The organism is Salipaludibacillus daqingensis (assembly GCF_029891575.1).
In the GTDB taxonomy this organism is placed as follows: Bacteria; Bacillota; Bacilli; order Bacillales; family Salisediminibacteriaceae; genus Salipaludibacillus; species Salipaludibacillus daqingensis.
The window spans coordinates 122,076-135,648 of record NZ_JARZHF010000010.1 but is presented as its reverse complement, the minus strand read 5'-3'; the positions used below and the strand labels follow the sequence as shown (position 1 = coordinate 135,648).

General features: G+C 39.4%; 16 protein-coding genes. 6 read left to right on the top strand and 10 right to left on the bottom strand.

Annotated features, from left to right (window positions below):
- Positions 1-337: 337 nt before the first annotated feature.
- On the top strand, positions 338-484 hold the full coding sequence (locus QDN89_RS18550; protein ID WP_280771660.1) for a hypothetical protein: 147 nt from the start codon (positions 338-340) through the stop codon (positions 482-484).
- Positions 484-885 carry a type II toxin-antitoxin system death-on-curing family toxin gene (locus tag QDN89_RS18545; protein ID WP_280771659.1) on the top strand — a complete coding sequence of 134 codons (402 nt, stop codon included), beginning with the start codon at positions 484-486 and terminating at the stop codon, positions 883-885. Before QDN89_RS18550 ends, QDN89_RS18545 begins: the two co-directional genes overlap by 1 nt.
- Before the next feature lie 182 nt (positions 886-1,067).
- Here the strand turns inward: QDN89_RS18545 and QDN89_RS18540 are convergent, their stop codons facing one another.
- The 5 genes from QDN89_RS18540 to QDN89_RS18520 form a co-directional block, all read right to left on the bottom strand.
- Positions 1,068-2,171, bottom strand: a complete 1,104-nt coding sequence (locus tag QDN89_RS18540; protein WP_280771658.1) for a hypothetical protein — start codon at positions 2,169-2,171, stop codon at positions 1,068-1,070.
- 13 nt (positions 2,172-2,184) lie between these two features.
- Positions 2,185-2,631, bottom strand: a complete 447-nt coding sequence (locus QDN89_RS18535; protein ID WP_280771657.1) for an anti-sigma factor family protein — start codon at positions 2,629-2,631, stop codon at positions 2,185-2,187.
- Positions 2,628-3,116 (bottom strand): sigma-70 family RNA polymerase sigma factor, encoded by a 489-nt coding sequence (locus QDN89_RS18530; RefSeq protein ID WP_342394392.1) that lies wholly within the window; start codon positions 3,114-3,116, stop codon positions 2,628-2,630. Before QDN89_RS18530 ends, QDN89_RS18535 begins: the two co-directional genes overlap by 4 nt.
- Positions 3,117-3,420: 304 nt before the next feature.
- Positions 3,421-3,717, bottom strand: coding sequence for a DNA-binding protein (locus QDN89_RS18525; RefSeq protein WP_280771656.1), 297 nt, complete (start codon positions 3,715-3,717; stop codon positions 3,421-3,423).
- Between the two features lie 165 nt (positions 3,718-3,882).
- Positions 3,883-4,341, bottom strand: coding sequence for a VOC family protein (locus QDN89_RS18520; protein WP_280771655.1), 459 nt, complete (start codon positions 4,339-4,341; stop codon positions 3,883-3,885).
- Between the two features lie 223 nt (positions 4,342-4,564).
- Here QDN89_RS18520 and QDN89_RS18515 point away from each other — a divergent pair, with 223 nt between their 5' ends.
- A complete protein-coding gene (locus QDN89_RS18515) occupies positions 4,565-5,860 on the top strand; it encodes a hypothetical protein (protein WP_280771654.1) in 1,296 nt (431 codons plus the stop codon).
- A gap of 239 nt (positions 5,861-6,099) precedes the next feature.
- Here QDN89_RS18515 and QDN89_RS18510 read toward each other — a convergent pair whose 3' ends face one another.
- Positions 6,100-7,140: a glycerophosphodiester phosphodiesterase family protein gene (locus QDN89_RS18510; protein ID WP_280771653.1), complete on the bottom strand. Its 1,041-nt coding sequence runs from the start codon at positions 7,138-7,140 to the stop codon at positions 6,100-6,102.
- A gap of 516 nt (positions 7,141-7,656) precedes the next feature.
- On the bottom strand, positions 7,657-8,211 hold the full coding sequence (locus tag QDN89_RS18505) for a general stress protein (RefSeq protein ID WP_280771652.1): 555 nt from the start codon (positions 8,209-8,211) through the stop codon (positions 7,657-7,659).
- A gap of 1,073 nt (positions 8,212-9,284) precedes the next feature.
- On the opposite strand from QDN89_RS18505, the gene QDN89_RS18500 reads away from it, so the two are divergent.
- The 3 genes from QDN89_RS18500 (at position 9,285) to QDN89_RS18490 (ending at position 10,994) form a co-directional block, all read left to right on the top strand.
- The gene (locus QDN89_RS18500) at positions 9,285-10,112 is read left to right on the top strand and encodes an ABC transporter ATP-binding protein (RefSeq protein ID WP_280771717.1); all 828 of its coding nucleotides are present in this window, start codon (positions 9,285-9,287) and stop codon (positions 10,110-10,112) included.
- Positions 10,113-10,328: a hypothetical protein gene (locus tag QDN89_RS18495; RefSeq protein WP_280771651.1), complete on the top strand. Its 216-nt coding sequence runs from the start codon at positions 10,113-10,115 to the stop codon at positions 10,326-10,328. It begins immediately after the preceding gene.
- 225 nt (positions 10,329-10,553) lie between these two features.
- Positions 10,554-10,994 carry a hypothetical protein gene (locus QDN89_RS18490; protein ID WP_280771650.1) on the top strand — a complete coding sequence of 147 codons (441 nt, stop codon included), beginning with the start codon at positions 10,554-10,556 and terminating at the stop codon, positions 10,992-10,994.
- A gap of 362 nt (positions 10,995-11,356) precedes the next feature.
- Here QDN89_RS18490 and QDN89_RS18485 read toward each other — a convergent pair whose 3' ends face one another.
- The 3 genes from QDN89_RS18485 to QDN89_RS18475 all read right to left on the bottom strand — a co-directional run bounded on the left by QDN89_RS18485 (position 11,357) and on the right by QDN89_RS18475 (position 13,440).
- Positions 11,357-12,334 carry a tRNA dihydrouridine synthase gene (locus tag QDN89_RS18485; RefSeq protein WP_280771649.1) on the bottom strand — a complete coding sequence of 326 codons (978 nt, stop codon included), beginning with the start codon at positions 12,332-12,334 and terminating at the stop codon, positions 11,357-11,359.
- Positions 12,335-12,638: 304 nt separating this feature from the next.
- Positions 12,639-12,974: a hypothetical protein gene (locus QDN89_RS18480; RefSeq protein ID WP_280771648.1), complete on the bottom strand. Its 336-nt coding sequence runs from the start codon at positions 12,972-12,974 to the stop codon at positions 12,639-12,641.
- Between the two features lie 46 nt (positions 12,975-13,020).
- Positions 13,021-13,440, bottom strand: coding sequence for an NUDIX hydrolase (locus tag QDN89_RS18475; protein ID WP_280771647.1), 420 nt, complete (start codon positions 13,438-13,440; stop codon positions 13,021-13,023).
- Between the last annotated feature and the right edge of the window lie 133 nt (positions 13,441-13,573).

The window sequence follows — 13,573 nt, the reverse complement described above, 5'->3', positions numbered from 1 at the left end:
CATTGTAAATGATGTTTAACTATTTATCAAGGGAAACAATGGGAACGTCGAACCCTTTTTAAGATAAATATTATATACTTGTTGTGAATTCGTGAAATTGGAGCGGAGTTTGTCGAACTACGACCAGTCACTACTATTGTTCATAACTTTTCTTAGTTGCCCAATATAAGATTGATCTATTTTCAACCACAAGAACCTTCGATTTGGTTAGCTCACTGTTCTGACTAGATCAAAGGATTAAGCTATGATAAAATAGGGTAAATATCGCGCCGTCAATGATTAAATAATTCTAATCTAGCCAACCATAGCATACTACTTGTATGAGGAGGAATGGCAAATGAGTAGAAAGAAAAAGGATGATGACAAAGTGAGTAAAACATTACAGAATCAAACTCAATCACAACGTAAAAAGAAAATCCGTGAAATCTTTGCAAGAGCCGTTAAGGAAGATGGCAAAGCATTGGAGAAACTTAGTAAAAACTGATGGCTGATGTTGATTATCTTTCAGTTGAAGATGTTGAAGAACTGCATGCTCTAGCAATAGAAATGTATGGTGGATTACCCGGAAGAGATCCTGGTAACCTAGAGGCAAAGCTTGCATTGCCTTACTCTGGTTTTGGGGATTATGAGAGATACCCCACACTTATTGAAAAAGCGGCCGTTTATCATTATCATCTTGCTAGTGGTCATTGTTTTAAAGACGGTAATAAACGAACCTCTTATCTTTCAGCTAAAGCTTTTTTAAACCTTAATGGTTTTAATCTGGTAGTGCCTGATGAAGAAATTTTTAGCTGGACAAAAATTTTAGCGGATGACAAAGAAAGACCGAAATTTGAAAAAGCCGTAGAGTGGATAGATTACTACATTGTGGAACTAATAGAATGACAACTCCTTTTCCTATCATGGAATAGGGGTTGTTTTTGATTAGACATATTAATGAATTCCGGTATATTCCTTGTATCCCGTCCATTTTCTACCTGAAAAATCCAATGAAAAGAATGCTAATATCATATTTAAGACTTAGCTCTTTTTTTACACGAAAGAAAAGAAATAGAAGAACCACGTCTTCATTCTGTCTCACTCCTTTTCTTTTTACTTCCAGATAACAGTTTAATTCCTCCAGCAATAAGGATGATACTTACTAAAATAATTTGAAAATAATCATAATACCACATGCTAAACTCCATTTGTATAAACTCCGCGATTTGTGGAGCTATGGCTGGGATAAACACACGGTCTAATATAAAATATACCCCTAGTAAGATAAACCCAATACCAACCCATCGCTGATGATTGACTAAATATGGAATGACAGGCTGATCATCAATCTCTTCTTCTCCTTGCCGACTTGCCTTTTGTAATCCATCAAAAAAGCTGTAAAACCAAATGATAGGAATAAGAAAGACGAACACGCTTAGTCGAAGCAAATCTAATACATAAATGGATAACAAGAACGCCGCCATCAGTTGGATCCCACGTTTCTGATAGCCAAGATAAAGGTGACCTGCTCCAGGAAAAATGGCTAACAATGTTGCGATCACTTTGCTTTTTTGGCCATCTGCACGGCGACTTTCCATATCATCTAATATGGATCGATCCTCAAGTATTTCTCCACGTTGTTTTTTATTTAAGTGATGAACTGCATCGAAAAAACTATACACCCAAACGACAGGAAGAAAGGCCATGAAAAGTAGGAATGCATCTTGGCGCATCGCAAACGAGATGAATACAATCATAATTCCCGCTCCGATAAAAGCAGTAAGAAAAGTAAACCCTCGGTTCATTAACCCAAGTTGAAAATGACCGACACCAGGGATAAACGATAGAACGATAGTAAAGAAACGCTCAGACTCAGTACGCTGGACATCCTCCGGATCCGTGGTTAACTCTCCTACCTCGTTTGGAGATTTTCTTCGTCCGGATACTCGACTCATCACGACGATCGTATCGATGAAACTGACTAGATAGAAAAATACGCCTACAAATCCACCCATCAATAAAAACATCGAGTCACCACTAATAAATGATAAACCTAACCCCCCTACCAAAGGAAAGACAGTCATGAAGAAGTAAAACATCCCTCTAAAGATATTATTATAATAAAACTGGCCACCGCCAGGAAAAAACGATAGCAAAAATCCTACCAACGGATGTTTTTGATTTGTATTCATTATCTTTTCCTCCTTATTCATCTCCATTTGATTGTACAAACGTGAGACTCATTATTTGTTCCGTTATCGAAGGTGATTCTTCAGAAATGGTCACCTTTTGAACTTCGTCTACATACGTTCTTATCGACTGAAAGACACCAGAAGACATGAGTAGAACCGTTAGAGAAGCAGCTAAAACGTAATGGAATGCTGTTTGTTTATAAAACACTCGTTTCGGTTTTCCTGTCTTTGTTGTTTTAAAATGGGTCGGTTCCTTTTCAATGCGAGTCATAACACCTTCAACAAATGATTGTTCATTTTCTACATCTGGCAGGAGGTGACTAGATTCTTCGATCACATGCAAATAAGTTTCCATACATTTTTCGCAACTATATAAGTGTTCCTCATAAACCGCTCTTGTTTCTTCTGGCAATTCATCGTTTACATAGTCGATCCAGTCTTCCTTTGTTTGATGGTTCATGAAAAATCATCCTCCTTCCAGTGCTCTCTCATCCAATTTCTTGCTCGGTGCAATTTAACACGTATCGACTTTTCATTAATTCCTTGTTCGTTGGCTAACACTTCAAAACTTTTTTCTTCTATATAATATCCATAAACAACACGTCGATAGTTTTCTGGAAGATCATCAATTCTGCGACGGACATGATGTCCCAACTCTTTCTGTATGTAAGTCTCTTCAACTGAGTCTAATGATGCTGTGACAAGCTGTAATCCAGATTCTTCCATTACCTCTTCTCGACGCCTCTCTTTCTTTCTCTTCACATCGATTGCATGGTTAACTGCGATCCGTACCATCCATGTTTTTAAACCTTTTCCTTCATACTTTGGGAGAGAGGAGTAAATCTTGATAAATACTTCCTGCGCAGCATCTTCGGCATCTTTTTCATTTCGTAGTACACCATACGTCGTTTGAAAAATAACACTACGATACTTTTCAATCAGAATTCGAAAAGCATGGTCGTTACCTTGTAATATTTGTTTTATTAACGCAGAATCACTAATCTCTCTCCCCTCCTTTCAACATCACATTAAAATAGACGAAACGAATCGGTGTATTGACTACAGTTATTTGAAATAAATCATTCACGAACATAAAAAAAGCGTAGTTTGTCTAATTGTTCCTTTACATAAGGTAACCTGGCCCTGTCTGGGGAATGGGGACGGTTCCGATTCGGCAAACAATGAAAAAACGAACAATGTCTGACACTGTTCGTTTGATCACTTTCGCACCCTGTTAGGTTTGGGACCATTATTTTCCGATCTCCTCTAACCATTCAAGTAACCTTTTTTTCGGATAATAGATGTTGGAATTAATAACGATGTGCGGAATATTGGAGTGTTCTTTCGTTAATGATTGCGCGTCCTTCTGGTGAATTCCCAGAATATGATGTACCTGTTTTTCTGAAATAAGTAGTTTGTCATCATCTTCGGACAACCTATCCATCATGTTTTTACTATTCGGATTTTTAAAGTTCTTCATCCCGTCCCCGATAAAATAGGCGGCAACGGCCAGTCCGACAGCAAGCCAAAAAAAGTCTAGTTCCATTTTTCTCCCCCATTATTTTACTGTATTTTATTTTCTATTTTAACATAAATAACCATATTACTCGTTGTGAATTCTTGAAAGTCGAGCGGAGTTTGTCGAATTACAAATAGTGGCTGACACTGTTCTTGAATATTCTGAGTTTCTCAATAGAAGATTCATCTTTTCTCAACCAGAAGAACCGTCCCTTTGGTTGATTTTCTCTGCCAATTCTATAATAATTCCCTCTGGTCCACGACAGTAGCATAATTTATAAGTGTTTTCGTAGTTTTGTATCTCACCAATAAGTCCTGCGCCTTTCTTTTCTAATTTGGTAACAAGGGCTTCAATATCTTCAACAGCAAAGGCAATATGCCGGATACCTAGAGTATTTGCCAAAGGTCGCTGTATGCCATTTTCATCTGATGGCGTGTGAAATTTTACTAGCTCTATATTCGCGTCACCGTCTGGCGTTCGCAACATTACAACTTTTCCTTTAACGTCTTGAAGTCCGATTATCCGCTCCACCCACTCACCTTGCACTTCTCCTTCCCCCAGCATTTCAAGGCCAAAGTCAAGAAAAAATGCTTTCGCGGCAGAAAGATCATTAACGATTATACCCACGTGATCTATTCGCTGGATCTTCATATCTCATACCTCCTATGTTTCTAACTTTATTAAATATGTCTCCTAAAGATTTCTTCTCGATTGCTTAATAGTTTTCCTCTTTAATCATCAAATGACCCAATTTTTCACACAAACTGATAACTCATAACGACTCCTCATTTTAATAGATTAATTTCTCTTCGAACGGGGTATATGTGGTCATTAGTATCAGTCTATACAACGTTAAAAGGAAAGTGGGATTTATATGCAGGACAACGACAAAAAACATCAGTCCAGTGAAGATGAACATAAATCGCCTGAAGAACGGGAACTGGAAGAGAAGGAATCCATGCCGGACAGTGAATCAAATCATTCGTCAAAGGAGACACTTTCTATTGGTATTGTGCCGGCACCAGAAGTCGCTTCTGATATTTCGGACAAACTGTCTTCAGACCTGACTGAACGGTTGAGATACTATGTTGATGACAACTATACATGGAATGTGGAGGTCGTCGTAGACTCGTACATAGGTGCAGAAGAAGATGCTTACCTGACGATGAAGCATGCGAAAAAAATCGCCAGCGAACATAACTGGGACTACACTGTTGCCATTACAGACATTCCATTATTTAAAGACGGTGAATTTCTGGTTGCAGAAGTGGACGATGATGAGGAAATGGCACAGATTTCTTTTCCTGCCTTAGGTATCGTTCCCCTATACCGCAGAGTGCGGTCTTCGACACTACAGCTCATCAGTGAGATGCATCACGGCACAAACGAAGATGCACGGGAAGCTGTACAAGAAAGGATTGACAATCTGCCAAAAGCTAAGAAAAAAAACTTGCATAGTACAAATTCCCGAGAATTAATTAAGCGCGGATCGCAGAAAAAAATTCTTCCGATCGATCGGGTGGTAACTGACGACGATGATGATACAGCAGTGCGTTACATTGCGCGCCCTAAAAGCAACGGTTACTTCCGCGTTGGGACAGGAATGGTCCGAGCTAACAACCCTTTGCAAGTGATCAGAACGTTTAAAAGCGTTGTAGCGATCGCGTTTGCGACCGGAGCTTACGCACTAATATTTCCAACAGTTTGGTTACTCGCAGATGCTTATGAGCTGGAGCGGGGAATCACTCTTATGGTGGTATCATACTGTGCCATGACGACCTGGATCATTCTCGCCCACAATTTATGGGAGAAAAAGAACGATTCACCGGATAAACCGTCACTTGTCCGGCTCCATAATCTCTCCACGCTTTTTACTATAGGCCTTGGTGTTGCTGTCTATTATGTTGTGCTATTTATCTGCTTTCTCGTGGCTGTATTTCTGTTTATTCCTCCGGATCTGCTTGAGTCAGAAAATGGGATCGGACGCGAAGCCGGCTTAGGCTATTATATTTACCTATCCTGGCTCATTACTAGTTTAGCAACTGTCATCGGTGCAATCGGTGCTGGACTGGAGGATGAGGAAACTGTTCTGAAAGGGACATACGGCTACCGTCAGCGTAAGCGCAAGGAATACTTACAGAAGCTGGAGGATAATGAAGAAGACAAATAGGGAGGAATGGGGTTCTCGTTCGGCAATAACGAACAGTGCCTGTTCGTTATTCTATCGTCAAAACCTAAAAGACTTCGAGTAGTGCACCACTCACTCTGCTTTTTCTTCTTTTTACCCCTTCCACGAAAAAAAAAACGGCACCGGATTGATTATTCCGGCGCCGCTTTTTTTGTTCAACAAAAGGGCTTTTTTGACAGCCCCTGCAGTCTGACACCGGTGGATATCCCACCGGTTCTTTTTTACTCTTCTTTTTCTTTAAGCACGTTCTGCATGCGATCAGGGTAGTCAGTGAAAAGGCCAGTGACACCCCAGTCTAGCAGGCGCTGCATATCCTCCTCTTCGTTAATGGTATAAACGTGAACCTCAAAGCCTTCGTCTCTTGCTGTTTGTACGAATGATTCATCAATAACTTCTGTACCGTCGTAGTACTCGAGGTGGAGACCCATGCCTATAGCGTACTCAGCAATTTCAGCAAAGTCTTCTTCGGTCATGTTTTCCGGAGCAGGAGTGATGTCCAGCCACTCTTCCATTTCTCCGGTTTCTTCATCTACTTCCCACCAGAGAAGCTGTACAAGTGGGATTGAGCCGTTCAGTTTGTTTATTTTTTCGAGGCTGTCCTGATGGAACGACTGAATAAGGACGTTGCCTGCTTCATCAAAGCCGTATTCTTCAACCAGTTCCACTAGAGGCTCTTCCATATCCTCATTTAAATAGGTGGATTTTGTTTCGATATAATAGTTCTTGGATTCCCCGAATTCATCAAAAATTTCTTCGAGAGTCAGAATTTCAACTCCTTCAAAGCTTTCATCAGCCTGGTCTGGATATTCTTCGTTAAACCAGGAACCAGCGTCGAACTCCTTCAGCTCCTCAAGCGTGTGGTCGCCGATTTCGCCTTCCCCGTCTGTCGTACGGTCGATTTCATCATCGTGAAAAGCAACGAGCTCTCCATCAGCCGTCATCTGAATGTCAAGTTCAAGCCAGTCAGCGTCCATTTCAATAGCTTTTTCCAGTGCCGGCATTGTCTGTTCAGGAGCGTGACCGCTTGCTCCGCGGTGAGCAATGACAGCTGTCTGACTGTCTTCTTCCTCTGAAGACTCGTCATTCATTCCTGTCTCTTCCGAATTGTTTGCTTCCTTTTCATTGGTTGCTTCGCTGTTTTCCGACTCTTCTTCTGCCACGCCGTTGTTCTGGTTGTCGTTTACGTCTGTCTGTTCGTCAGACTCTGTGCCACAGCCTGCAAGAAAAATCGCTGCCGCGACGGTTAAGTAATACTTTTTCATCATATCTCTCCTCTTTTTCTGTTGTTGTATATGTATTTTTGTTGGAAGGAAGGCCCGCAGAGTAGTATAGCAGACTGAGAGAATCATGCAACCGGACAACTTAAGATAGCTTACTTCCTCTATTCGGTGGAACTCTCTCTTCGGCCACTATGCCCATCTTTTACTTCCCGATGCCTCCGCTGATAGCAACGGAAAGGAACTATCATGCCCATCGTTAATAGCAATGCCAGAGGGAGTGAGAAATGAGAACCGTACCCGTCCGGCAGTACTCATTTATTTAAGTTGAGTCTAAAGGTGATTTGGAAGCAACAACTAAAGAAGAAAAGTACATTTGGTTGGAGTGGTTTATCATTGACCGCGATCATCAAGGGAAAGGCTTGGCGGCTTGCAAGTAGAAGCAAAGATCTTTAAATCACCATCCAACACTGCCTGAACCATAAAAAAAGAGGCCATCCAGAAAAACTTCCGGATTAACCTCTTCTTTATATAATGGGCTATTAAAAGCCTCTTGCTTTTTTAAACACTGCCTTTATCCATGTGATCATGGTCAGGGTACATATGTGAATTTACAGTATTGTGGTTTCTGAAAGTGGAATACACATGTGGCTGCTTGTCTTCATTTGCCTCAACAAGAATGACAATATGCCCGTCATTAATATACTTTTCGTATTCCTTCGCTTCTTTATCAGGAATACCTGCACCAGTAAGCGCGCCAACAATACCGCCGCCGCCGGCACCAATAACGCCGCCTTCAATTGCTGCTGCTATCGGGCCTGCAGCCATAATAGGTCCTGCACCAGGGATAGCTAATAAGGCCAGACCGGCCGCACCACCAAGAACCACACCTGTACCTGCTCCGATTCCGACACCTTTACCGGCATTTTTGCCCCGGTTATTGTCATCGTTGTCAGCAACATCTATGTCAGTTTTATCGTCTACCGCGTCAGCGTCATCGCCCTTTGCAAAGACGGAAATATCTTTCTTGTCAAATCCGTTTTTCTCCAGCTGTTCAATCACAACTACTGCTTCCTGCTGTTCTTTAAATACCCCGCCAATAATTTTCTTTTCCATGATTATACCTCCTATTAGAATTAATACGTCGTTCTATACGGCGGTTCCCATGAGAGGAGTAGCTCAAACATAATTAAATTAGGTAAACTCATGCGACTAAGAAAAAGGAAGAGTTTTGAAATTTTTTGAAGGCTGGTTAGAATACTTCTCGTGCTACGTTGGACTTTTGGTTAGAATGGCTTAGCTACAGTTCTTTGGCTCGTGGATGTTTCGAGGAAATGCGAACGAAATTGCCTGTTTTTTTTCGAAGATGATGTTCGCATTTGTTATTTAAAAATAATTTTCCTATCATCGCTCATCTTGATCTTTAAGTGTTGAGTCCTGTAAAAATGTTTTAATAAAGAAAGAGAAAAAATTGTCTCTTCAGCTTAATGGATGAGGTTGGCCACTTAACGCATTCTAGTTTTGAAAACATAGTCAACGAAATTTCTCGCTTCTATTTAGTCCTCAGTCAAAATAACTAATCTAACCAACGTTTCAGAGTTGGTTTTCTCTTCCAAATTTAATAACTTTGTTTTTTATATACATAGTTATCTCAAAGGTTAAAATACACACAAAAAATACTACACATAACATAATAAAGCTTCGGTCTTAGGTAGATTGAAAAAATGGATTACAAACCAAAAAATAATAATTAAAAACACAATCCTAAATATTTTTTCATTCTTATCATAATCTTAAAACACCTTTCTTAACGTGAGTTTCTTACACATTCAGTCATTATATTATCTAGGATATAACTTTTCATTGTCAAAGTAGCACTAGCTATAATTTTCCCTGAAAAGATTACGACCTAAATGTCGGTAATGAATGTCGTTCAGGTCGTTTCCATCGCTTCATTTACAGGATAACTAATACAACTAAGTTTCAGAATTGACACCCTCTTCTAAAGTCATGTGATTTCCCTTATAATTCTAGGATGGATTACATTCGTTTGAAAAGGAATGAATGTTGTTAGTATGTTGTCAGGAAAAGTCAATGCTTGGTAGTCTTTTAGAAATCCGTCCAATTTCTAAAAATATGGAAAAAATTGTAATATTTATACATTCAAGTTACGTTAACCTATATAATGAATTGGTTTTCAAAAGACCTTTGGTGAAGAAAAGGAGATTAAAGATGTTCATTTCGAGGTGGAAAAAGGAGAAATATTTGGCTTATTAGGCCCGAGTGGTTCTGGAAAAACAACGACCATTAAAGTCTTAACTGGGGAATTGTATCCCTCATCTGGAGAAATCCGTGTGTTCCAATATACTCCAAAACAGTTTCGGGAAACTAGTTTCAAAAAGCAACTTGGTATTTTGTCAGATAACAGTGCATTATACGAGAGATTAACGGTTGAAGATAATTTAAAGCTGTTTTGTCAATTGTATGAGGTTCCCATAGATCGAGTGGACGAAGTGCTCACGAGTGTGAAATTGCTGGATAGTAAGAAAAAGGTAGTATCGAAGCTTTCTAAAGGAATGAAACAACGAATTTTGCTAGCAAAGGCGATCATGCATAAGCCTCCACTCATGTTTTTAGATGAACCGACTTCTGCCTTAGACCCACTAAGTGTCGTCCAGATTCATGGCGTATTAAGGAGTCTACGAGATGAAGGAATAACGATTTTCTTAACAACTCACAACATGGAAGAAGCAACGGTGCTTTGTGATCGTGTCGCTTTTTTACACGAAGGTGTGATTAAAGAAATCGGTGATCCGGATCAATTACGCTACAAATATTCTACGGGCGACTTTCATGTAGAGACCTTCGAGGGAGAACGAATGGTGATCCAAAATAAGCCTAAAAATGCTGAAGAGATTAGTAGATTAATAAAGTCAGAACGCATTAAACGCATGGAGACACACTATCCAACTTTAGGAGATGTTTTTGTCGACATTACTGGAAAGGAGCTGATTTAAATGAATGCCAATCATGTCATGGCAATTTTTGAAAAAGACTTAAAGGAATTCATGAGAAATATGATGCTCCTTACGCTGCCGTTTATCCCTCCTTTTATCGCATTGATGTACAGTAGGATTAATATCGGCGAAGATGCACTACCACTTGCATTGATATACATTGTTGTTGGTACGACTTTTGCTTCTGTTACTGCTGGTGGGATGATGACAATTTAATCGGGAAATAACTGACCGAAAATTCCTATTAAGTGCAACTAAACGTCAGAAGTTAAAAAACTCCCCACTAAAGAAAGTTTTTTTATAACTAACGTATTCTTGTTACGATCTAATAATGATTAGATAATCATACTTTAACAGGCAAATACACATTTTTGAAGTACAAGTTGAGTGACAAATGACTAATGAATATGTTGATGTAAGCCTAAAAAAGGAGTGCATTTTATGTATCAAAATCATGAACACTTATTTTATTACAATCCATACGGGCAGGAAGATTATTTAAAGCCATACCGTTCGGAAAATTATTACCCTGAATCTTTCGGGGAAAGACAGTTTGGCCAATGGTCTCCTTTTTCAGGAGCACCTATGGGACCACCACCAGGACCCCCGGGACAAGGACCAGAAGTTGGCCCCCCAACGACGGCACCACCGTCTTTTGTTCCAGCTGAATCACAACAAGCAGTTGCATTTGCAGTTGATCCAGGTAGTATTAGAGGATGTTTATTCAGATTTACGTACTTGTGGTTACGAAATCGTCAGCAATTTTGGTACTTCCCTATATTTGTTGGTCGAAGTTCGACCTCAGGATACCGTTGGGATGGCTTTAGGTGGGTGTTCTTCGGTGTAAGTCTGCGAGAAATACGTTCATTTACTTGTGTGTAATCAAAAATTCTAATTTTATGCTGCAACACACCTATAAATCTTTAACAATATGGCGCAATTACCAAATATTGTTGAACAACGAATAGCCCAATACACAAGTTCTTATTAAAGTCCTTGTATGTTGGGCTTTCTTCTATGCAAATAATAGATACAGCTAACTCGTCCCCCATCATGGTTAGTCTTAGGGAACATAAGACACCCTTTAATTTCATGCTATTTCAACTCTATCAACGCACAGCATTCCACATGTATGAATTGTGCAGATATACCAATCGGTTATCATATCTTAACTATAATATACTAGCACCAACATTATTTCGACTCTCGAAAGAAGCACGAGAACCGTCCCCACGCTTCCTCAACTATAGTATATCAGCATTATCCTGTTCAAATGTATCAAGCAATGTACGCACTTCATCCGTTGACTCTGTGCTCATCATTTGATTTCTTAATCCACTCGCCCCTCGAAAGCCACGGACATATATCTTAAAAAAACGCTGAAGTGGTCTAAATGGACGGGCTTCAAATTCCTTTGAATATTTATCATGCAGGTCAAGCTGCAACCTTAACAGATCAAGTAATTCCTTACTACTATGCTCTTTCGGTTTTTTTTCAAAGGCAAATGGATTTTTAAAAATACCACGCCCAATCATCACTCCATCAACACCGTACTTGCGAACAAGGTCCAAGCCAGTTTCACGATCAGGAATATCCCCATTGATTGTCAAAAGTGTATCTGGTGCCACTTGATCACGAAGTTTCTTAATCTCCGGAATCAGTTCCCAATGAGCATCTACTTCACTCATTTCCTTTTTTGTACGAAGGTGGATAGAAAGGTTAACGATGTCTTGCTTCAATAAGTGTGACAGCCAGTCGTGCCATTCTTCTACATGACTGTAACCAAGCCTAGTCTTCACACTAACAGGCAACCCTCCTGCTTTTGCTGCTTGTATTAATTCTGCTGCAACTTCTGGACGACGGATAAGACCGCATCCTTTCCCATTTGATACCACATTGGGTACTGGACAGCCCATATTAATATCCACACCGCGAAAACCTTCTTCCGCCATTCCAATACTCATTTGCCGAAAATGTTCGGGTTTATCGCCCCATATATGGGCCACCATTGGTTGTTCATCTTCCGTAAAAGCCAAACGCCCACGAACACTTTGGTGCCCCTTTGGATGACAATAACTATCCGTATTTGCAAATTCTGTAAAGAACACATCAGGTCTAGCTGCTTCACTTACTACATGACGAAAAACAACATCCGTCACTTCTTCCATTGGTGCTAATATAAAAAATGGTCGTGGTAAATCACGCCAAAAATTTTCTGTCATATTCGTTTTCAATCCTCTCGTTATCGGACATCAGAACAACCCCTCATGTCCACACCAAAATAAAAAGCAAAGATGTCCTTTGCTTCTATTACACTTATACCATTTAATATTAACAAAATAAAGTGCAAAAAAATAGCAATGGGGAATGGGGACGGTTCTCGTTCGGCAATGACTGGGGGAATGGGGACGGTTACCTCAGCAATTACGAACAATGGCAGGAACTGTTCGGTGAATCCCACTTCATCAAACCTCTCCCGAACGTGCCATAACAAACCTTACGGAGCTTTCGTTAGTGGAATAAAAACTACCCAGAATATTTGACTATTAACTGATATAACGCTATGCAAAGTCCTAAAATACTTGCTTTCATTTTAGATGGATGGTTTCTTTTGCTAAAAAACATGTAGAATAAAACTGCTATAAATCCCATAGGAACCCATAACTCAAAGACACCTTCTTTTGTATTTCGAGAAAAAATTGGAGCAATGTATGTGCTAATCAGAAAGTAAAAGAAAACTGTAAAGCGGCGAGTCTCTAATTGCTTACTCCACCTTACTAAAATGAAAATAATTATTATTCCAATAATTGTAATGTGTAATGGAGGAAGTAAAATACCAAAATTCCCGAAATTAAATTCCATGTTTTGTTGCCCTCCTTTTAATTAAGAATATAGCTTTTGAAGCTCTTCAATCGAAGATAAGCTCTAAATAATCTCCATGTCCTCTAATAAGTTCAACTTTATTATTAGAAGAAATCCAAAAGTAATGAAACGTTAGACCTTCTTCTTCGCCTCCACCAGTCGGCTGGTAATCCCACCTTTCTTCGACATCTTTAACAGTAAATTTATAAAAAAATCGATTATGTATCAAACCATCATCGTTCTTCCAAAAGTCTTCAGCAATCAAATCTTCCACTAATAAATTTCTAAGTCCTGTTTCCTCTTCCATTTCTCTAATGACTGCACTTTTTGTGTCTTCATTAAATTTTACAGTTCCTTTAGGTATCTGTATGCCTGCATCGACCATTGGATGTTGAAAAACTAATACCTCTACTTCTCCTTCTTTCATTCTTGTTACATAACCATATACCTTTTTAATTGGATTCATTCTAATTCCCTTCTATTTGTTAAGTAATTTAGTTTTGCAATTAAAGAGGAATGGGGACGGTTCTCGTTCGGCAGTGTAAGTGCTTCCTTAATATAATCAATTATAATATACTATATAAATAACATAAAATGGT